The sequence below is a fragment of the Ilumatobacteraceae bacterium genome, assembly GCA_033344875.1.
Classification (GTDB): domain Bacteria; phylum Actinomycetota; class Acidimicrobiia; order Acidimicrobiales; family Ilumatobacteraceae; genus Ilumatobacter.
This window is the reverse complement of the sequence record JAWPMO010000001.1, coordinates 1,010,521-1,029,557: the sequence shown is the minus strand read 5'-3', so window position 1 is coordinate 1,029,557 and position 19,037 is coordinate 1,010,521. Positions and strand designations below refer to the sequence as shown.

General features: G+C 68.4%; 20 protein-coding genes. 12 read left to right on the top strand and 8 right to left on the bottom strand.

Features of this window, described 5'->3' with window-relative positions; all coding sequences use genetic code 11:
- The first annotated feature begins 17 nt into the window (after nucleotides 1-17).
- The gene (locus R8G01_04890; protein ID MDW3213312.1) at nucleotides 18-986 is read left to right on the top strand and encodes an LLM class F420-dependent oxidoreductase; all 969 of its coding nucleotides are present in this window, start codon (nucleotides 18-20) and stop codon (nucleotides 984-986) included.
- A 7-nt stretch (nucleotides 987-993) separates the two neighbouring features.
- Here R8G01_04890 and R8G01_04885 read toward each other — a convergent pair whose 3' ends face one another.
- Complete coding sequence (locus tag R8G01_04885; protein ID MDW3213311.1) at nucleotides 994-1,452, bottom strand: MaoC family dehydratase; 459 nt, start codon at nucleotides 1,450-1,452, stop codon at nucleotides 994-996.
- A 64-nt stretch (nucleotides 1,453-1,516) separates the two neighbouring features.
- Here R8G01_04885 and era point away from each other — a divergent pair, with 64 nt between their 5' ends.
- The gene (gene era / locus R8G01_04880; GenBank protein MDW3213310.1) at nucleotides 1,517-2,407 is read left to right on the top strand and encodes a GTPase Era; all 891 of its coding nucleotides are present in this window, start codon (nucleotides 1,517-1,519) and stop codon (nucleotides 2,405-2,407) included.
- A gap of 23 nt (nucleotides 2,408-2,430) precedes the next feature.
- On the opposite strand, the gene R8G01_04875 is transcribed toward era, so the two are convergent.
- Both R8G01_04875 and R8G01_04870 read right to left on the bottom strand, forming a co-directional pair.
- Nucleotides 2,431-3,228 (bottom strand): GerMN domain-containing protein, encoded by a 798-nt coding sequence (locus R8G01_04875; GenBank protein MDW3213309.1) that lies wholly within the window; start codon nucleotides 3,226-3,228, stop codon nucleotides 2,431-2,433.
- Complete coding sequence (locus R8G01_04870; protein ID MDW3213308.1) at nucleotides 3,228-4,622, bottom strand: HAMP domain-containing sensor histidine kinase; 1,395 nt, start codon at nucleotides 4,620-4,622, stop codon at nucleotides 3,228-3,230. Before R8G01_04870 ends, R8G01_04875 begins: the two co-directional genes overlap by 1 nt.
- Nucleotides 4,623-4,869: 247 nt before the next feature.
- Here R8G01_04870 and R8G01_04865 point away from each other — a divergent pair, with 247 nt between their 5' ends.
- On the top strand, nucleotides 4,870-5,556 hold the full coding sequence (locus R8G01_04865) for a response regulator transcription factor (GenBank protein MDW3213307.1): 687 nt from the start codon (nucleotides 4,870-4,872) through the stop codon (nucleotides 5,554-5,556).
- Between the two features lie 20 nt (nucleotides 5,557-5,576).
- On the opposite strand, the gene R8G01_04860 is transcribed toward R8G01_04865, so the two are convergent.
- Nucleotides 5,577-6,338 carry an enoyl-CoA hydratase-related protein gene (locus R8G01_04860; GenBank protein MDW3213306.1) on the bottom strand — a complete coding sequence of 254 codons (762 nt, stop codon included), beginning with the start codon at nucleotides 6,336-6,338 and terminating at the stop codon, nucleotides 5,577-5,579.
- Between the two features lie 246 nt (nucleotides 6,339-6,584).
- On the opposite strand from R8G01_04860, the gene R8G01_04855 reads away from it, so the two are divergent.
- Nucleotides 6,585-7,802 (top strand): IS110 family transposase, encoded by a 1,218-nt coding sequence (locus tag R8G01_04855; GenBank protein ID MDW3213305.1) that lies wholly within the window; start codon nucleotides 6,585-6,587, stop codon nucleotides 7,800-7,802.
- A gap of 21 nt (nucleotides 7,803-7,823) precedes the next feature.
- Here the strand turns inward: R8G01_04855 and R8G01_04850 are convergent, their stop codons facing one another.
- Together R8G01_04850 and uppS are read right to left on the bottom strand one after the other, a co-directional pair.
- Nucleotides 7,824-9,719 carry an ATP-dependent DNA helicase gene (locus R8G01_04850; protein ID MDW3213304.1) on the bottom strand — a complete coding sequence of 632 codons (1,896 nt, stop codon included), beginning with the start codon at nucleotides 9,717-9,719 and terminating at the stop codon, nucleotides 7,824-7,826.
- Nucleotides 9,720-9,729: 10 nt separating this feature from the next.
- The gene (uppS, locus tag R8G01_04845; protein ID MDW3213303.1) at nucleotides 9,730-10,404 is read right to left on the bottom strand and encodes a polyprenyl diphosphate synthase; all 675 of its coding nucleotides are present in this window, start codon (nucleotides 10,402-10,404) and stop codon (nucleotides 9,730-9,732) included.
- Nucleotides 10,405-10,447: 43 nt separating this feature from the next.
- Here uppS and R8G01_04840 point away from each other — a divergent pair, with 43 nt between their 5' ends.
- Together R8G01_04840 and recO are read left to right on the top strand one after the other, a co-directional pair.
- Nucleotides 10,448-11,029: an undecaprenyl diphosphate synthase family protein gene (locus tag R8G01_04840; GenBank protein ID MDW3213302.1), complete on the top strand. Its 582-nt coding sequence runs from the start codon at nucleotides 10,448-10,450 to the stop codon at nucleotides 11,027-11,029.
- Nucleotides 11,026-11,754 carry a DNA repair protein RecO gene (recO, locus tag R8G01_04835; GenBank protein ID MDW3213301.1) on the top strand — a complete coding sequence of 243 codons (729 nt, stop codon included), beginning with the start codon at nucleotides 11,026-11,028 and terminating at the stop codon, nucleotides 11,752-11,754. The genes R8G01_04840 and recO overlap by 4 nt, the downstream gene beginning before the upstream one ends.
- Nucleotides 11,755-11,769: 15 nt before the next feature.
- On the opposite strand, the gene R8G01_04830 is transcribed toward recO, so the two are convergent.
- Both R8G01_04830 and R8G01_04825 read right to left on the bottom strand, forming a co-directional pair.
- Nucleotides 11,770-12,249 (bottom strand): pyridoxamine 5'-phosphate oxidase family protein, encoded by a 480-nt coding sequence (locus R8G01_04830; protein ID MDW3213300.1) that lies wholly within the window; start codon nucleotides 12,247-12,249, stop codon nucleotides 11,770-11,772.
- Between the two features lie 58 nt (nucleotides 12,250-12,307).
- On the bottom strand, nucleotides 12,308-13,195 hold the full coding sequence (locus R8G01_04825) for a hypothetical protein (GenBank protein ID MDW3213299.1): 888 nt from the start codon (nucleotides 13,193-13,195) through the stop codon (nucleotides 12,308-12,310).
- A gap of 76 nt (nucleotides 13,196-13,271) precedes the next feature.
- Here R8G01_04825 and R8G01_04820 point away from each other — a divergent pair, with 76 nt between their 5' ends.
- The 6 genes from R8G01_04820 to fabZ all read left to right on the top strand — a co-directional run bounded on the left by R8G01_04820 (nucleotide 13,272) and on the right by fabZ (nucleotide 19,021).
- Complete coding sequence (locus R8G01_04820; GenBank protein MDW3213298.1) at nucleotides 13,272-14,582, top strand: glycine--tRNA ligase; 1,311 nt, start codon at nucleotides 13,272-13,274, stop codon at nucleotides 14,580-14,582.
- 17 nt (nucleotides 14,583-14,599) lie between these two features.
- Nucleotides 14,600-15,373 carry an indole-3-glycerol phosphate synthase TrpC gene (gene trpC / locus R8G01_04815; GenBank protein ID MDW3213297.1) on the top strand — a complete coding sequence of 258 codons (774 nt, stop codon included), beginning with the start codon at nucleotides 14,600-14,602 and terminating at the stop codon, nucleotides 15,371-15,373.
- Between the two features lie 55 nt (nucleotides 15,374-15,428).
- The gene (locus R8G01_04810) at nucleotides 15,429-16,082 is read left to right on the top strand and encodes a phosphoribosylanthranilate isomerase (protein ID MDW3213296.1); all 654 of its coding nucleotides are present in this window, start codon (nucleotides 15,429-15,431) and stop codon (nucleotides 16,080-16,082) included.
- Nucleotides 16,083-16,090: 8 nt separating this feature from the next.
- The gene (gene trpB, locus R8G01_04805) at nucleotides 16,091-17,278 is read left to right on the top strand and encodes a tryptophan synthase subunit beta (GenBank protein ID MDW3213295.1); all 1,188 of its coding nucleotides are present in this window, start codon (nucleotides 16,091-16,093) and stop codon (nucleotides 17,276-17,278) included.
- Complete coding sequence (trpA, locus tag R8G01_04800; protein ID MDW3213294.1) at nucleotides 17,278-18,066, top strand: tryptophan synthase subunit alpha; 789 nt, start codon at nucleotides 17,278-17,280, stop codon at nucleotides 18,064-18,066. The genes trpB and trpA overlap by 1 nt, the downstream gene beginning before the upstream one ends.
- A 538-nt stretch (nucleotides 18,067-18,604) precedes the next feature.
- Complete coding sequence (gene fabZ / locus R8G01_04795) at nucleotides 18,605-19,021, top strand: 3-hydroxyacyl-ACP dehydratase FabZ (GenBank protein MDW3213293.1); 417 nt, start codon at nucleotides 18,605-18,607, stop codon at nucleotides 19,019-19,021.
- Nucleotides 19,022-19,037 lie beyond the last annotated feature (16 nt).

Here is a 19,037-nt window from a genome sequence, read left to right as displayed (position 1 = left end):
ACGCGTAGGTTGGCGGCATGAGTGGTCCTGAGATCGTGTTCGGCGCATTCATCCCCCAGGGGTGGAAGATGGATCTCGCCTCGATCGACGGACCGGTCGAGCAGTGGCAGCACGCCGTCGCGGTGGCGCAGCTCGCGGAGCGGTTGGGATACGACTCGCTGTGGGTCTACGACCATTTCCACAACGTGCCGCGGCCCGCTCAGGAGGCGGTGTTCGAGTGCTGGACCACGATGGCGGCGATCAGCCAGCTCACCAGCACGATCCGGCTCGGCCAGATGGTCGGCTGCAACAGCTACCGCAACCCGGGCGTGCTGGCCAAGGTCACCTCGAACCTCGACGTGATCTCCGGTGGGCGTCTCGACTGGGGGATCGGTGCCGGCTGGTACGAGAACGAGTACCGGGCGTACGGCTTCGCCTTCCCGAAGCCGAAGGACCGGATCGGCATGCTCGAGGAGACCGTGCAGATCGTCCGCTCGATGTGGACCGAGCCCGAGACCACGTTCTCCGGCACGTACTACGACCTCAAACGGGCGAACTGCGACCCGAAGCCACTCCAGCAACCGACCCCGCCGATCTGGATCGGGGGCGGTGGCGAACAGCTGACGTTGCGGGTGGTCGCCAAACACGCCGACTGCTCGAACTTCGGCGGTCAGCCGGAGACGTGGGCCCACAAGCGCGACGTCCTGCGTGCGCACTGTGCCGACGTCGGGCGCGACCCCGACGAGATCCGCATGACATGGTCGCCCGAGATCTTCATCCGTGAGACCGAGGCCGAGGTCGAAGCAGCGGGCTCGCTCGCGGTGTGGGGCCAGCCCGCTGCGGAGTGGCGGGCGAACAACCTGGTCGGAACGGTCGAGCAGGTCGCCGAGAAGATCCGCACGTACGTCGACCTCGGATGTCGCGGCTTCATCCCGTGGTGCTCCGACTATCCGGAGACGTCCTCGCTCGAACTCCTGGCGACGCGGATCATGCCCGAGTTCCGCTGACGGGCGACTACTCGTAGCTGCGGTAGATGACCTCGGCGACGCAGTTCGGCTTGGTGCCGCCCTCGGTCTCGAAGGTGAACTCGAGCACGGTCTGCACGCCGCCGGGGATGTCGGTCACCTCGAGCAGTTTCACGCCGAGGCGGAGCTTCGACCCGACCATGACCGGTGCCGGGAAACGCACCTTGTTGCAGCCGTAGTTGACCCCCATCGAGAAGCCGGTGATCGTGACGGCCTGCGGGTACAGCACGGGGCCGAGCGAGAGCGTCAGGTAGCCGTGGGCGATCGGTCCACCGAACGGGCCGGCCTTCGCCTTCTCGACGTCGACGTGGATCCACTGGTGGTCGCCCGTCGCCTCGGCGAACACGTTGACCTGCTCCTGTGTGACCTCGACATAGGGGCTGTAGCCCAGGTGTTCCCCGACGAGCGCCTTGAGTTCGTCGGAACCGTTGATGATGCGTGCTGCCATGTCGCCAGCTTGGCACCCGGGGCGACTCGTGGCGAAAGCGGGCCGACCGGTGCATGCTGTGGTGGTGAACGACCCCGATGCCCCCGACGATGTGACCAGCCCGGCCGCCGAATCGACACGATCGGGCTTCATCGCGTTCGTCGGGCGTCCGAACGTCGGCAAGTCGTCGCTCGTCAACTCGATCTGTGGCCGCAAGGTCAGCATCGTCTCCGACAAGCCGCAGACGACCCGTCACCGGATCATGGGCGTGTTGACCCGTCCCGACGCCCAACTGGTGTTCGTCGACACACCCGGGCTCCACAAGCCGGTCACGGCACTCGGCGAGCGCGTCAACGCGACGGCGCTCGACAGCTCAGCCGATGTCGACGTGCAGTGCCTCGTGCTCGACGCGACGATGCCGTTCGGCAAGGGCGACCGCTGGGTCGCCGGGCACCTCCACCTGCCGACGGCCCTCGTCATCGTGAACAAGGTCGACGTCGCCAGCAAGCAGCAGGTGCTGAAGATGCTGGTCGCTGCGTCCGACCTCGGTGCCGAGGCCTACTTCCCGGTGTCCGCCAAGACCGGCGAGGGCGTCGGCGAACTCGTCGATCACCTCTCGAAGCGCCTGCCGGAGGGGCCGAAGTACTTCCCCGACGACGAGGTCAGCGACATGCCAGAAGAGCAGTTCGTCGCCGAACTCGTACGCGAGCAGCTGCTCGCGGTGACCCGCGACGAGCTGCCGTACTCGATCGCGACCAGCGTGACGGAGTGGGAGTGGCCACGGATCCGGGTCGACATCGTCGTCGAGCGCGACAGTCAGAAGGGCATGGTGATCGGGAAGGGCGGCAGCGTGCTCAAGGAGGTCGGCAAGCTGGCGCGGGCGCAGATGCCCGAGGGTGTCTACCTCGAACTCCGGGTCAAGGTCGACAAGGACTGGCAACGCCGACCCGACCGCGTCGAACGACTCGGGTACTGACCAGGGTTCGGCACCGCGGGCCGTCAGGCGGCGGTCTCGTCAGGTTCGGTCGTCGGCGCTTCGGTCGTCGGCGGCTCGGTCGTGGTCGTGGTGGTCGTCGTGGTCGTGGTCGTGGTCGTGGTCGTGGTCGTAGTGGTCGGCGTCGCGGTTGCTGCGATCAGGCTCGAGAAGTCCTCGAACGCCAGCTCTTCACCCGGTTCGCTGCTGCCGCCGAACGCCGGCACGAACACCTCGAAACCCTCGCCGTCGATCACGAACCGCACCCGGCCGATGGCGCCGTTGTCGTCGGTGCTGAACGACGTCAGCGTCAGCACGAGCTGAGCGATCGCCCGCCGGAGGTTCGTCTCCGACATCTCGGAGATGATGCCGCCGTCGAGCTCGACGGTGGCGACCCCGCGGTCGACGACGACGTCGCCGGTGACCATGCCACGTCGCACCGAGGTCTGGTAGCGGATCTCGGCGACGTCGGGGAGCGGCGACTCGAGTTGGTTGATCACCTGGGCGGTCGAGGCGTCGTCGGGCAGGGAGCGCTTCAGGCGAGCCATCTCGTCGGAGAAGCCGACGGTGTAATAGAGATCGACCACGGTGGTCGCGAACACCGCGCTCGTCGTCGTCGGAGCCGGCACCGTCGGGGTGCTCGAGTCGGTGGACGCGATCGTGGTCGACGGCGGCGTCGTGGTGGTGGTGCTCGTCGTCGTGGTGTTGGCGATCGCCGGCGGCAGGTCGTCGCGGTCGTACGGCGTCGCCCGCTGGTCGGTCGGCAACGCACACGCGGCGATCAGCAGCAGCGGCGCCAGGGTCAACGCAGTCAGGCGTCGCATCATGACGGTTCCTCGGTCGGGAGTCGGACGACGAACCGGGCGCCGCCACCGGGGCGGTCTTCGACCCAGGCCTCGCCGCCGAGCGCGACGGCGTGTTCGGCCACCAGGGCCAGGCCGAGCCCGGTGCCGATTCGGTTCCGGGCGGCGCTGCCGCGGGCGAAGCGCTCGAAGATGCGGGTCCGTTCGCCGACGGCGACGCCGGGGCCTGCGTCCTCGACGACGATGTTGACGTTGCGCTTGACGTCGGACGGCTCGATCGCGATGCGGGTGGGTCCGTCGCCGTGGTTCGTCGCGTTGTCGAGCAGGTTGCCGAGGATCCGCTCGAAGCGGACCCGGTCGATCATGGCCCGTCGTCTCGCCCGACGATGGACCTCGATCGGGAGTTCGCCGTAGCCGTAGCGTTGCGACACCCGATCGCACAGCTCGACGATGTCGACGGACTCTCGGTTGATCTCCGAGGCGTTGGCGTCGATCCGCGAGAGCTCGAGCAGGTCGATCACCATGTCGTTGAATCGCCGGACCTGGCCGACGACCACGTCGAGCGCCTGCTTGCCGCGGTCACTCAGGTCGTCGCGGCGGGCGTCGAGCACCTCGATCGCCGCCGTCAGGGCCGTGATCGGCGAGCGCAGCTCGTGGCTGACGTCGGACGCGAACCGCTGCTCGCGGCTGATCCGCTCCTCGACGGCGTCGGCCATGTCGTTGAACGAGCCGGCGAGACGGTTGAGATCCGGGTCGTCCTCGGTGTCGAGTCGGGCGCCGAGCTTGCCGGATGCGATCTCACCGGCGGCGTCGGCGACGTTGGAGATCGGGCGCAGCAACCGGCGACTGGTCGACCAGCCGAAGAAGGTTGCCACGACGGCGGCCAGGATCGACCCGACGACGAGCGCGGTGGCGAGGATCTGCAACGTCCGTTCGGTGGTGTCGAGCGGGAACGCCTCGATGTAGCCGACATCCCACGCCCGCAGGTTGACCCCGACGCCGATGAAGGGCTCACCGTTCTCGTTGACGAACAGCTGTTGACCTGCCGCACCCGACTCGACCGTCTCCACGAGCGACTGCGGCAGGTCGCTCAGCGAGAAGGTCGACCGCGAGAACAGCGGACCTGTGCGGTTGGGGAACGACGGGCTCTCCAGCAGCACCGCGAAGCCCTGGGGATCGGTGTCGATGTCGAGGAAGTTGAGGGCGATGTCGTCGGGTGCGAGGTCGAGCAGTTCGTTCACCCTGGTCGCGTTGGCGATCGCATCGGACTTCGCCGTGGTGATCTGCTGTTCGAGCAGCGAGTTGCGTGCGAAGAAGAAGGTGGCGACGGTCAGGCCGATGCCACCGAGCAGGACCATCGCTCCGAAGAAGATGGTGACCCGGGTGCTGAGTCGCAGCGAGCGCCGTCGGGCCATGGTCAACAGTGTGGCATGCGGCCGGAATCGGCCAGCGAGGGGAGTTCCAACGCTGCCGGTGAGGCACCAGGGGGAGGAAGGTACCTCACCGGGGCAGCGTGAACAGTCATCATGTTGGTCGTCGTTTGTGACGGCACGACGCTGCCTGTGTGCGATTTCTGTAACAAAGCGTTCATATTGGTGCGGAACAGGCCTGGATATCGCTGCTTTTCCCAGATGACGAGAATCGTGCCACACTGGGACGACCGTGAACACCCTGCTCTTCATCGAAGACGACGACGGCATCAGACTGGCCTTGCGGCTGGCGCTCGAGGACGAGGGGTACACCGTCCACGAGGCAGCCAACGGCACCGACGGTCTGGCCCGTTTCGCCGAACACGAGGTCGACCTCGTGCTGCTCGACCTCCGGCTCCCCGACATGTCGGGCTTCGACGTGTGTCGGTCGCTGCGGGCGACGAGCACCGTGCCGATCATCATCATCACCGCGCAGACCGACACCCACGACATGGTCGCCGGTCTCGAAGCAGGTGCCGACGACTACGTCACCAAGCCGGTCGTCCCCAAGGAGCTCGCCGCCCGGATCCGTGCGCTCATGCGCCGCGTCCACCTGCTCGAGAACACCGCGGCGGCCCCCAAGTCGGTGATGCTCGGTGACATCGAACTGCGGCGCGAACAGGGGATCGTCCTGAAGGGTGGTCAGGAGCTCAGCTTGACCAAGACCGAGTTCCGGCTGCTCTGTGAGTTCGCGGACCATGCGGGCGCGGTGCTCTCACGCGATCAACTCCTCGAACGGGTCTGGGGATACGAGTACCTCGGTGACTCCCGCCTGGTCGACGCTCACGTGCGCCGTCTCCGCCTCAAGGTCGAGGACCAGCCCGACGAGCCGCAGCTGATCATCACCGCCCGCGGCATCGGCTACCGCCTCGTCGCCTGACGGCCCGACGGTCAGCGCGGTCAGCCCGGCCAGACCGGCGCCCGCTTCTCGCGGAACGCGGCCATCCCCTCGGCGGCGTCGGGGCTGCGGAACAGTTCGTCGCTGAGCCGTCGCATCTCGTCGAAGGCGGTGTCGGCATCGAGCGTCGGAACCCGTCGCAGCAGGCGCTTGGTCTCGGCGACGGCGCGGGGAGCACCGGCCAGGACGCCCTCGCAGAGCGCGGCCACCCAGGCGGCGACGTCGTCGGTGACGTGGGTGACCAGCCCCATCTCGCGGGCGTCCTCGGCGGAGAACACCTCGCCCGTGAGCATCGCCGCAGCGATCTTGCCCGCCGGGACCCGCCGGAGGATCGGCACCGAGATGATCGCGGCGGCGACGCCGATCCGCACCTCGGTCAGCGCGAAGTTCACGTCGTCGTGGACGACGACCAGGTCGCACGACGCCATCAGCCCGATCCCGCCGGCGCGCACGGCGCCCCGGACCGCCGCGATCGTCGGCCGGTCGGTGTCCATCAGGCGCCGCATCACGGTGACCATCGGCGTCGAATCGAGCGGACCGTCGTCGACCGCACGTTCCTTGAGGTCGGCACCGGCACAGAACGCCGGCCCCTCGTGACGGAGCACGATCGCTCGGGCGTCGGCGGCCTCTGCCTGGTCGAGTCGCTCGTGGAGTTCGGCGATCAGGCGTCGAGAGAGCGCATTGCGGTTGTGCTGCGAGTCGAGCGTGATCGTGGCGATGCCGGCGTCGAGTTCCAGCCGGACGAGTACGTCGTGGTCACCCATGGCGCCCGAACCTAATGGGGATCGATCGTCCGAAGCCGTGTGATCGGTCAGGATGGTTCCGAGCCGCCGGTCGGTCAGCACTTTTGGAGCCAGAGCCTCGAGCTCTACGCCTAGATCGTGCGCCGGTCGGTTGGTGAGGTCGACTCGTGATGGCTGGTGGGATGACGTGCTGCGAGCACTGAACCATTAGGGAGCTGCTGGTCGCCTCGGGCTCGAACGATAACCGATTGAACAAGGAGGTGACCGATGAGGCAGGTGTTCGTCGGCCTGGACTGGGCTGAGGACCATCACGACGTGTTCGTCGAGGACGACAACGGCCAACGGCTCGGCGGCGGCCGGCTGCCCGAAGGTGTGGAGGGTGTCGCCCGGTTCCACGAGTTGGTGGCCGGTCGCGTCGACGACCCGGCCGATGTGATCGTCGCGACCGAAACCGACAGGGGGTTGTTCATCGGCGCCCTGGTGGCTGCCGGGTACACGGTGCTGGCGGTGAATCCGATGTCGACGTCGCGCTATCGCGAACGGCACTCGACGTCGGGCGCCAAGTCCGACCCCGGTGACGCCAAGGTGCTCGCCGACCTGGCCCGCACCGACGCTCACAATCACCGGCCGGTGGCCGGCGACAGCGAACTGGCCGAAGCCGTCAAAGTGCTCGCCCGGGCGCATCAGACGATGATCTGGAGCCGGCAACGCCACACCAACCAGCTGCGTTCCACGTTGCGCGAGTTCTACCCGGCAGCTCTGGAAGCATTCGATGAACTGGCCGGACGCGATGCTCTCGCGGTGTTGACGATCGCGCCGACCCCGATGACCGGCAAGCTGCTGTCACGCTCGAAGATCGCCGCTGCTTTGCGTCGCGGTGGTCGGCAACGGCGCATCGACGAACGCAGCGTCGAGATCCAGACCGCGCTCCGCACTGAGCAGCTCGAAGCACCCGCTCTGGTCACTGACGCGATGGGCGCCAGCGTTGCCGCTCTCGTGGCGGTGATCGTCGAGATGCAGATCCAGGTCGACCGCCTCGAGGCCGAGCTGGCCGACCGTTTTGAACAACACCCGGACGCCAAGGTCATCCGTTCCCTGCCAGGATTGGGGATGACGCTCGGCGCCCGGGTGCTCGCCGAGTTCGGGGACGACCCGAACCGCTATGCAGACGCCAAGTCTCGCAAGAACTACTCCGGCATGTCACCCATCACCCGCGCCTCGGGCAAACATCACGTCGTGCTCGCCCGCTACGCCCGCAACCGGCGCCTCGCCGACGCTTGCTACCAGTGGGCCTTCGCAACACTCACCGCCAGCCCCGGAGCCCGCTTGTTCTACGACGCCCGCCGAGCCGCCGGCGACACCCACCACCGAGCACTACGCGCCCTCGCCAACCGCCTCGTCGGCATTCTCCACGGCTGCCTCCGCCACCACACCATCTACGACGAACACACCGCCTGGGCCCACCGGCTCAACCTCGCCGCTTGACACCTACCGCCCGTGGGATGTCTAGGCGTCGCGGATCGCTCGCAGGAAGTCCTCGACGTCGCTGCGAACCTTGGTGCGCTTCATCGGCGGCAGCGCCTTGATGATGTCCCACCGATACCGAGCCGAGCCGAGCCGCGAGTCGAGCACGGCGACGACGCCACGGTCGGTTGCGGTGCGGATCAGGCGTCCGGATGCCTGGGCGAGCAGGGTGGCGGCCCGCGGCACGTCGATCTCGGAGAACGCCGTCGGTCCGAGGAGTTCGCGGCGTGCCGACAGGAGCGGGTCGTCGGGCCGCGGGAAGGGCAGCTTGTCGATCACGACGAGCGACAGCGTCTCACCGGGCACGTCGACGCCCTGGAACATGCCCGTGGTCGCGAACAGGCAGGTCTCGCTCGACTCGGCGAACTTCTTGACCAGTGCCGGCTTGGGGAGGTCGCGCTGCGTGAGGATCGGCACGTCGACCTCGTCGCGGACCGCGTCGACGGCGGCGTCCATCGCGGCCCAACTGGTGAACAGCGCCAACGTGCGGCCGCCGGCGGCGCCGATCAGCGCGATCAGCTCGTCGGCCACGGCGTCGCGGAACTTCGGCGACTTGGGCGGCGGGAGGTGCATGGCACAGTACAGGATCGCCTGCTCGTCGTAGTCGAACGGGCTGCCCACGTCGGCCTCGAAGCTCCGGTCCGGATCGATCCCCACCCGGCGCCCGAGCGATGCGGGGATCGTGGCGCTGGTGAGGATCGCCGTGTGCTGTTCCCACACCCCGGCCTGCATCGTCGGGCCGACGTCGAGTGGCGCGATCTCGAGCCGGGGATGATCCCGGCTTCCCGAGACGAACGGCACCGTGTCGGTGCCGGCGGACAGCGCCGCCTCGACCGCTTCCATCGAACGGGTGATCATGCGCTGCGCCCGAAGCTTGCGTTGCTGGGCGTCCTCGATCGGCGTCTCGATCTTCTGGACCGCCTCACCGACTCGGGTCAGTTTGAGCTGTGCGTCGCGGAGTGCCTCGGTGATCGGCTCGGGGAGCGGCGTCGGGAGTCGCCGGCCGGCGAACGGGGCGAGCGCCTCGCGGGTGACCGACGCGAGATCGGCGATCGACCCGACCAGTTGCGGGTCGTCGAGGAAGCGGCGGATCGTGGCGCTGACGGTCACGAACCGCCCCGGGGCGATCTGGACGCCCACCGTGTCGCTCATGATGTCCTCGAGGACGTGGGCCTCGTCGAACACGACGACGTCGTGTTCGGGCAGGATCGCTCCACCGCTGCCGACGTGGAGGCCGTAGAGGTGGGTGTTCACGACGATCACGTCGGACGCCTGCGACCGGCGTCTGGCCTGCTCGGCGAAGCACTCCTGACCCATCGGGCAGCGGTCGGCGCCGGGACACTCGTCGGATCCGACGCTGACCGCCCGCCAGGCGGCGTCGCCGGGGTTCCAGTCGAGCTCGGCCTGGTCGCCGGTCTTCGACGTCGCCGCCCATTCGCCGAGCTTCTTCACCTCCAGCTTGGTGACGGCCGACATGTCGTCGAGTTCGAGTTGGGCCTGCGCCGGATCGTTCGTCTCGCGCAACCGTTGGAGGCAGACGTAGTTGCTGCGTCCCTTCAGCACCGCCCAGTCGACGTCGATGCCCTGCGAGGCGAGCTGTGCGGACAGGAACGGCAGGTCCTTGGCCGCCAACTGGTCCTGCAGCGCCTTGGTGGCGGTGACGACCACCGTGCGCTTGCCCGAGGTGATCGCCGGGACGAGGTAGGCGAGCGTCTTGCCGGTGCCGGTGCCCGCCTGGACGATCAGGTGTCGGCCGTGCTCGATCGCATCGGCGACGTGCTCGGCCATCGCCCGTTGACCGGCCCGCTCCTCGGCAGCCGGCAAGGCGGTCGTGACCGCGTCGAGCGCGGTGAGCGCGCGGGCGCCGCTGTCGCTCATCGGCGCCCGATCATCGAACGAGGGCGATCGCGGCGTCGAGGTCGGCGGCGTCGAAGTCGGGCCAGGCCGTGTCGGTGAAGTGGATCTTCGAACCGGCGCTCTGCCAGAGCAGGAAGTTGGACACCCGCTGCTCACCGCTGGTGCGAACCATCACGTCGACCCGTGGCACGTCGGGCAGGTACAGATGCTCGCTGACCGACGCCTCGGTGATCGGCTCCCCGGCGGCACGAGTCGCCCGGACGGCCGACATGAGTTCGGTTCGGCCGCCGTAGTCGAACGCGATGGTGAGCACCATGCCCGTGTTGCCGGCCGTGTCGGCGATCGCCTTGCGGATCGCCCGCTGCACGTACTTGGGTGTCCGTGCCGCCGGACTGTCGAACGGTCGTCCGATCCACTGGATCCGCACGTTGAGTTCGTTGAGCTCGGCGACCCGTCCGAACAACTTCTCGTGGAGGCCGAGGATGTGGCGGACCTCGGCGCGGGGGCGCACCCAGTTCTCGGTCGAGAAACCGAACACGGTCAGCCAACCGATCTCCCGGCGCACCGCGACGCGGACCAGGCGGGCGAGGTTCTCCTCGCCCTCGGTGTGACCGGCGGTCCGCGGGAGTCCGCGATGGCCCGCCCAGCGGCCGTTGCCGTCCATGATGCACGCGACGTGCAGGGCGCGAGTCGTCGGGCTGGTCACAGAGCGTCCACGTTAGCGACCGGTCACGTGGGAGAATGGCGCAGTGGAATCGACATCCTCGATCACGAGCGAACGAACACCCGCGAGCCATCCGTCGCTCCGGCACGTCCTCGTCGTCGGTGGCACCCTGCACGACTGGTCAGAGCTGACCGAGCAACGATGGGACGAACGTGTCGAGTCGCTCGGTGGCCTGTGTGCCCGGATCGGTGTCCCGTGGCTCACCCTGCGGGCCTACGAACCCGGCGACGACGCGGCCGAGACCTGCGACACCGCTCGGGACCTCGAGATGTGGCGGCGCTCCGTCGGCACCTGTGAGGTCATCGTCGACCCGTGCGGCGACGGGCGCCAACGGTTCGCCGACGCGATGCAGCGCCTCGACCCGGCCGACGAGGTCAACGAGGCCACCGTCGCCGGCGCGCTGTACGAACCGGCCGACTGCGAACCCGACCTCGTCGTCGTGCTCGGGCCGCCGACGCAGCTTCCGCCCTCGCTCGTGTGGGAGCTCGCCTACGCCGAACTGGTCTTCATCCAGGTCGACTGGGGAGACCTCGACATCGACGACCTGTCGGGCGCGATCAACGACTTCTCGAACCGTCGCCGCAGATTCGGCGGTCTCGACGAATGAAGGAGCTGTATCGCGACGTCGGCGTCGTCCTGCGTACCTACAAGCTCGGCGAATCCGACCGCATCGTCGTGTTCATGACCGCCGAGAACGGCAAGGTCCGAGCGGTCGCCAAAGGGGTCCGGAAGACCAAGTCGAAGTTCGGTGCCCGTCTCGAACCGATGAGCCACGTCCGGTTGCTGCTGTACCGCGGACGTGAACTCGACATCGTGAGCCAGGCCGAGTCGGTCGAGCCGCTCGCGCCGCTGCTCACGTCGCTCGACCGGGCCTCGCAGGCGATGGCGACGCTCGAGGCGGTCGACCAGCTCGGGCTCGAGCGCGAGCCCAACCCGCGGCTGTACCAGATGGCCGTGGGGGTGCTCCGCACGATCGCCGAGCGTCCGGCTCCGCTGAACGTACCGGCGTTCTACTGGAAGCTGCTGGCCGCCGAGGGGCTCGAACCGCAACTCGACGCCTGCGTGCGGTGTGGCGAGTCCGAACCCGAATCGCCGATGGTCGCGTTCGACCTGAACGAGGGTGGCACGCTGTGCCGGGCCTGTCGGAGCGGCGGCGCGATCAGCCCGGCCGCGCTCGCGATCATGCGCGACATCCTCGGCGGCCGACTCCATCACGCATTGTCGCTCGACGAATCACCGGCGACACACGAGGTCGGGGCGCTCGCGACCCGGGCGCTCGAGCACCACATCGAACGTCGGCTCCGCGCCGTAGCGATGTTCGAGCACCACTGACGCGGTCGGGTCCGCTCAGCGGTGCCAGTCGAGGATCTCGCCCTCGCCGGCCAGGAGCATGCTGCCGGGGAACACCCGGAGACGCCACGGATCGAGCCGGAGCACGGCGAACTCCGGCTGGGTGGGACCGTCCCAGAACGGGATCGTCGCCGGGTCGTAGCCGACCGGTTCCGGGCCGTGCTCGAACAGGTCCCAGACCCGGGTGCAGGTCTCGTCGTCGTGGTGCCAGGTGACCTCGCACTCGGCGGTGGCGATGTCCTGCTGCTGGTCCCAGTAGTTGACCGAAGCGAAGGGTCGGTGGTCGAGATGGGCGACCTTGACCGGTGTCGGCCCGGTGGCGACCCACCCGACCAGCCGTTCGCCGTCCCACTCCCAGATCGGGTGGAGCACACGCGACCGCGGCCGGTCGTCGGTGTCGATGGTGGCGACCGTCGCCCACACGATGCGGTGCGCAACGTCGATGAAGCGAGGAGCGATGTCGGCGACCGAACTCATGCGGCCGATGTTGACAGCACGGCGGCCCCGTGCGCGAACCGGTTTCGCGCGGGCCGGCTCAGGCCCCGAGGATCCAGCCCTCTTCGCGTTCGACGACGAGCAGGTCCTCGTCGCGCACGTTGGGAGCGAACAGCGCGCCCAGGTGTCCGGCCCGGTCGAGCGCTGCGAGGTGCTGGGCGGTGCTGATCGCCCGTGCGGCGTCAGGAAGTGGATGTGCGGCCGGGTCGAGCTCGTAGCTCCAGGGCCACACTTCGCCGATGACGACCGCGTCGTTCGACGCCCGGGTCGGTACGGCGGTGCAACCGGTCTCGAACGGCCAGAGCCGCACCCGCTTGGCGAGCCCGGAACGCTCGGCGAGTTCCCGGACCAGCGGCATACCGAGCAGGGCCCGTCCACCGGCCGAGAGCGGTCCGTGCAGCTGCCATGCGGTCGGCGTCGACACGCCGCGGCTGGCCAGTCGCTGTTCGGCGATGCGGTACTCGGGGAGGCCGGCGAACGTGCGCGGCTTGTCCGGCTGCACCGAGCCGTGGACTTCATCGGGTGGACAGCCCCAGAAGGGGCCGGGCGACATGCCGGCGCGCGAGTTGAGGGCAGCGCCGGCCTCGTACCGGTTGTTCGAGTTGTCGGCGTCGTCGGTCACGGCGGTGTCGACAGCGGTCCACACGGCCCGCCAGTTGGCCGTCTCCCCGACCAGGCGGCGGGCGAACCCGCGTGGGAATCCGAGCGGGAAGTCGAAACCGAGGAAGACCTTGCGGCCCGCGGTGTCGCTCAGCTCATCGACCAGCGCCTTGGTCGCGAGGTGGCGCGTCGCGTGGTTGACGCAGGCGGTTCGGCCGCCGGCGACGTCGATCGACGCCCGCCAGATCGAGTTGTCGCCACGGGTCGGCGCATCGGCGTCGCTCCAGCCGACGATGACGATCCGGTCGAACAGATGCAGGTGGCCCAAGAGGCAGCAGTTTGGCACGTGACGTGGCAGAACGGACACTGCGGGATTCCGGAAGTCCCCGTAGTCTGAGATCCCTATGCCCGCCACCGAGCTCGATCAGATCGTCAACCTGTGCAAACGCCGTGGGTTCGTGTACCCGTCGGCCGAGATCTACGGCGGCTTCAGGTCGACCTACGACTACGGCCCCCTCGGTTCGCTGCTGCTCCGCAACGTCAAGGAAGCCTGGCTGCGTTCGATGGTCCAGCAGCGCGACGACGTGATGCTGATCGACGCCGCGGTGCTCGGGCCACCCCAGGTCTGGGAGGCGTCGGGCCACCTCGGCAACTTCTCCGATCCGCTGGTCGACTGCACCAACTGCAAGAACCGGTTCCGCCTCGACAAACTCGACGATCCCGACACCTGCCCGGAGTGCGGCGCGACGAAGAGCTTCACCGAGGCGCGCGAGTTCAACCTGATGTTCAAGACCCAGGCAGGTCCGGTCGAGGGGGCCGGCGCCGACGCGTATCTCCGTCCCGAGACGGCGCAGGGCATGTTCACCAACTTCTCCAACGTGCTGCAGACCAGCCGCAAGAAGCCGCCGTTCGGCATCGCCCAGATCGGCAAGAGCTTCCGCAACGAGATCACGCCGCAGAACTGGATCTTCCGGACGCGCGAGTTCGAGCAGATGGAGATGGAGTTCTTCGTCCCGCCCGCCGACAGCGACCAGTGGTACGAGTACTGGTGCAACGAGCGCCTGAACTGGTACATCGAGCTCGGGATCCCGGCCGACATGGTCATGCTGCGACCGCACGACGCCGACGAGCTGTCGCACTATTCGACCGGCACCGCCGACGTCGAGTTCAAGTTCCCGTGGGGTTTCGACGAACTCGAGGGCATCGCCAAGCGCACCGACTTCGACCTCAAGGCGCACGCTGCGGCATCGGGGGAGAAGCTCGACTACTTCGACCCGCAGACCAACGAGCGCTACGTGCCGTACGTGATCGAGCCGGCCGCAGGTGCCACCCGGACCATGGCGGCGTTCCTGCTCGCGGCGTATGACGAAGACGAGGTCAACGGCGAGACGCGCACCGTGCTGCGCCTGCACCCCCGGCTCGCGCCGTACAAGGTCGCGGTGCTCCCGCTGAGCAAGAAGGACACGCTGACGCCGCTGGCGCACGAGGTCCGCAAGACGCTCAGCGACCGGTACATGGTCGATTACGACGAGACCCAGAACATCGGCAAGCGATACCGCCGGCAAGACGAGATCGGCACGCCGCTGTGTGTCACGGTCGACTTCGACTCGCTCGACGACGACGCCGTGACCGTGCGCGACCGTGACACGATGGAGCAGGTCCGGGTACCGATCGACCAGCTCACGTCGCTGATCTCCGACCGTCTCGGCTTCTGAACGAGGCCTGACCTGTCGTGAGCACCTATCTCGACCGCATCCTCGACCGCCATCGCCAGGTCACGGCGGCCGACGAGCGCTCGCTCGACGCCCTGATCGCCACGGTCGACGGCACCGGGCCGACACGCGGGTTCCGTCGGGCGCTCGCCGGGTCCGACCGGCTGGCCGTCATCAGCGAGGTCAAGCGACGGTCGCCGTCGAAGGGTGATCTGTTCCCGAACCTCGACCCGGCGCATCTCGCCGGTGAGTACGAGGCCGGGGGAGCAGCATGTCTGTCGGTGCTGACCGACGAGGAGTTCTTCGGCGGGTCGGTCGCCGACCTCCAGACGGCGCGGGCCGCATGCTCGCTGCCGGTCCTGCGCAAGGACTTCACCGTGTCGGCGCTCGACGTGGTCGACGCCCGGATCATGGGTGCCGACGCCGTGCTGCTGATCGTCGCCGCCCTCGACCAGGCCGAACTCTCCGACTTCCATGCCCTGGCCGTCGAACTCGGTCTCGACGTCCTCGTCGAGGTGCACGACGAACCCGAACTCGAGCGTGCGGTCGCGGTCGGCGCGACGCTCGTCGGCGTCAATCAGCGTGACCTGGTCACCTTCGAGGTCGACCACGAGCGTGCGGTCCGGATGGCGTCCGCGATCCCCGACGATGTCGTGAAGGTCGCCGAGTCCGGTGTGCGGGGCAGCGACGACGCCCGTGCGCTGCATGCTGCCGGGTACCAGGCGGTGCTCGTCGGCGAGTCGTTGGTCACCTCCGGCGATGCGGCGGCAGCGGTCGCCGACCTCATCGGCTGACATCGCTCGAACCCATGATGACGTCCGGGCTCTTCGGCGGATACGGTCGTGCTGCATGTTCGTGAAGATCTGCGGCATCACCAACGAAGACGATGCGCTGTTCGCGGTCGCCATGGGCGCCGACGCGGTCGGTTTCGTCTTCGCGCCGTCCACTCGCCAAGTCGCGGCGCAGACCGTGTACGACATCACCCGGCGACTGCCGCCCGAGGTGCTGACGGTCGGCGTGTTCCGCGACGAACACCCGTCGCGGGTGATCGACATCGCCAACAAGGCCAACGTCAAGGCGGTCCAGCTGCACGGACGCGAGACCAAGGAGCAGGCGATCGAGATCGGCAAGAGTGTCCGATGGGTCATCAAGGCCTTCGGTGCCGACTCGCCGCAGCTCCCCGAGGCCGATCAGTACGGCACCGATCTGGTGCTGCTCGACGCGCCGACGCCCGGATCCGGCAAGTTGTTCGACTGGCGACTGGCGTCGGAGGTGCCCGACGGTCTCCGGCTGATCCTCGCCGGCGGCCTCGACCCCGACAACGTTGCCGACGCGATCGAGATCGTCGAGCCGTGGGGCGTCGACGTGTCATCGGGCGTCGAGGCGTCGCCGGGGCGCAAGGACCCGACCAAGATCCGGCGGTTCATCGCCAACGCGCGCGCTGCCGCCCCGGAGCCGTACCTCGGCCCGGACGAGCTGCCCTACGACTGGGCCGACGAATAAGGACCTCGATGACCGACACCCCCACCCCCACCCTGACCGCCCCGCCCGACGCCTCCGGCCGGTTCGGCGAATTCGGCGGTCGTTTCGTGCCCGAGACGCTCGTGCCCGCGTGCCAAGAGCTCGAACGTGCCTTCGACGAGGCCTGGAACGACCCCGGGTTCCGGACCGAGCTGGCCGACGTGCACCGGCAGTACTCCGGCCGACCGTCGATCCTCACCGAGTGCCACAACCTCGGCGCCCGGCTGGGCATGCGCGTGATCCTCAAGCGCGAAGACCTGAACCACACCGGCTCGCACAAGATCAACAACGTGATCGGTCAGACCCTCCTCGCCAAGCGGATGGGCAAGCGGCGGATCGTCGCCGACACCGGTGCGGGCCAGCACGGCGTGGCCAGTGCCACCGCGGCAGCCCTCATGGGGCTGGAGTGCAAGGTCTACATGGGTGCGGTCGACGTCGAACGCCAGGAGCTGAACGTCTTCCGGATGAAGCTGCTCGGTGCCGAGGTCGAGTCGGTCGAGAGCGGCAGCCGCACCCTGAAGGACGCGGTCAACGAGGCGATGCGGCACTGGGTCGCGACCGTGGCCGACACACACTTCTGCCTGGGGTCGGTCGTCGGACCACATCCGTATCCGCACATGGTGCGCCAGTTCCAGAGCATCATCGGGATCGAGGCCCACGAGCAGTGCAGTGAGTTGCTCGGCGGGATGCCCGACCTCGTCGTCGCCTGTGTCGGCGGAGGGTCCAACGCGATGGGGATCTTCGCCGGCTTCGTCGACGAGCGCGACACCCGGCTGGTCGGTGTCGAGCCTGCCGGGGGAGCGGCGATCGGACGTGGCTCCCCGGGTGTCGTGCACGGCATGCGGAGCAACCTGATGCAGGACGAGGTCGGCCAGGTCGAGGAGGCGCTGTCGATCTCGGCGGGACTCGACTATCCGGGCGTCGGCCCCGAGCACTCCTACCTGGCGTCGATCGGACGGGCCGAGTACCCGAACGTGACCGATGCCGAGGTGATCGACGCCTTCCGGTTGCTGTCCGAGACCGAGGGCATCATCCCGGCCCTCGAGAGCGCCCACGCGATCGCCTGGCTGTGCCGGGAGGCCGACACGCTGCAGGGCCGGACCGTGCTGGTCAACCTGTCCGGGCGTGGCGACAAGGACGTCGCCCAGATGATGGACATTCTGGCAGGGAAGCTCTGATGGGCAGGGAAGCTCTGATGGGCCGGATCGAGTCGGAGTTCCGCGACAAGCGAGCCGCCGGCCGCAAGCTGCTCGTGCCGTACATCACCGGCGGGTACCCGGGCTGGCAGGATGCGATCCGCGCCGCCGCCGCCAACGGTGCCGACGCCGTGGAGATCGGGGTGCCGTTCTCCGACCCGGTGATGGACGGACCCGTGATCCAGCAGGCGTCGCAAGCGGCGCTCGAGGGCGGAGCGACGCCGGCGAGCGTGCTCGACCTGGTGCCGTCGCTCGACGTCGACATACCGCTGCTGGTGATGACCTACTACAACCTGGTCCACCACGAGGGCCACCGGCGGTTCGCTCACCGGCTGGTGCAAGCGGGCGTGTCGGGTTGCATCCTGCCCGACCTGCCGCTCGAGGAGTCCGAGCCGTGGTGCCGTGCGGCCGACCACGAGGGCGTCGAGACGGTCATGCTCGCCGCGCCGACGGCTCCCGACGAACGCCTGCCGCTCGTCGCCGCTCGTGCCCGGGGCTTCCTGTACTCGGTCGGTCTGCTCGGCGTGACGGGGGAGCGCGACACGCTGGCCGGCACGGCGACCGCGCTGGCGGCTCGACTCAAGTCGATCACCGACGTGCCGGTCCTGGTCGGCGTCGGTGTGTCGAACGCGGCCCAGGCGTACGAGGCGACGCGGGTCGCCGACGGCGTGATCCAGGGCGCGTCGATGGTCCGCCGCTTGATCGAGAGTGGCCCCGACGCGGTCGGTGCCTACGTCGCCGAGGTCCGCGCCGCGATCGACGCGGTCTGAGCAGACGCGGAACGAGGGCCCGAAGGCCCTCGTTCTCGTTCGGTTCTGCTCGGTCGTGCGCTGTCCTCATCGCACGGCCCCCTGCTCACTGGCGGGTGGGTCAGGGTGCGCCGAACGTGTGGTCGGGTCGGACGCCTGGGTGATCGTTCGGTCGGACGTTCCCGCCACACGATCGCTCGTGCTCGGTCCGAGGTCGGATCACCAGATCGTCCGGTCGTGCGAACCCGGCCGCCGTTCGGTCGGTGATCGGAGGCCCCATCACCGTGGCCGGACGGACGAGGTCGCAGCCCCGAACGTGGATGGCGTGCGGTCAGCACGGACGGACGTAATGCATGGGTGCCTCCTTCCGACCTGGGACAAACGGTCTGTGGGGAGAATAACACTCTCGGTGACCAACTTGCAAGAACTGCGAGGTTTTCTTGACGATAACGCCGTCACCAGGTCAAATGTGGCGCGCACCGTGGTCGCGTTGCTACCAACACGTTCGGTGGTCGACGGGTGGCGGGACGGAGCCGGTCGATCGCCTACAGTCGGTGAGGTGCAACCTGAGGACTTCTTGCCACACCGCCCGCCGTTCCTGTTCGTCGACGAGATCCTCGACGTCGAACCCGGGGTGTCCGCCAGGGCGCGCTGGCGCCTGACGGGTGACGAGTGGTTCTTTGCCGGACACTTCCCCGGCCGCCCGACGTTGCCGGGTGTCCTGATGTGCGAGGCGATCGCCCAGGTGGGCGCGCTCGCCGTGCTCAACGACGAGCGGTTCGCCGGCAAGCTGCCGCTGTTCGGAGGGCTCGACCGCGCCCGGTTCCGACGTCAGGTCGGCCCGGGCGACGAGCTGATCCTCGAATGCACGATGGGTCGCCTGTCGGCGCGGGCCGGCAAGGGGAGTGGGCGCGCGCTCCTCGGCGGCGAGGTCGCGACCGAATGCGATCTGATGTTCGTCGTCGTCGACGCCTGAGCGTCGCCGAAACCCG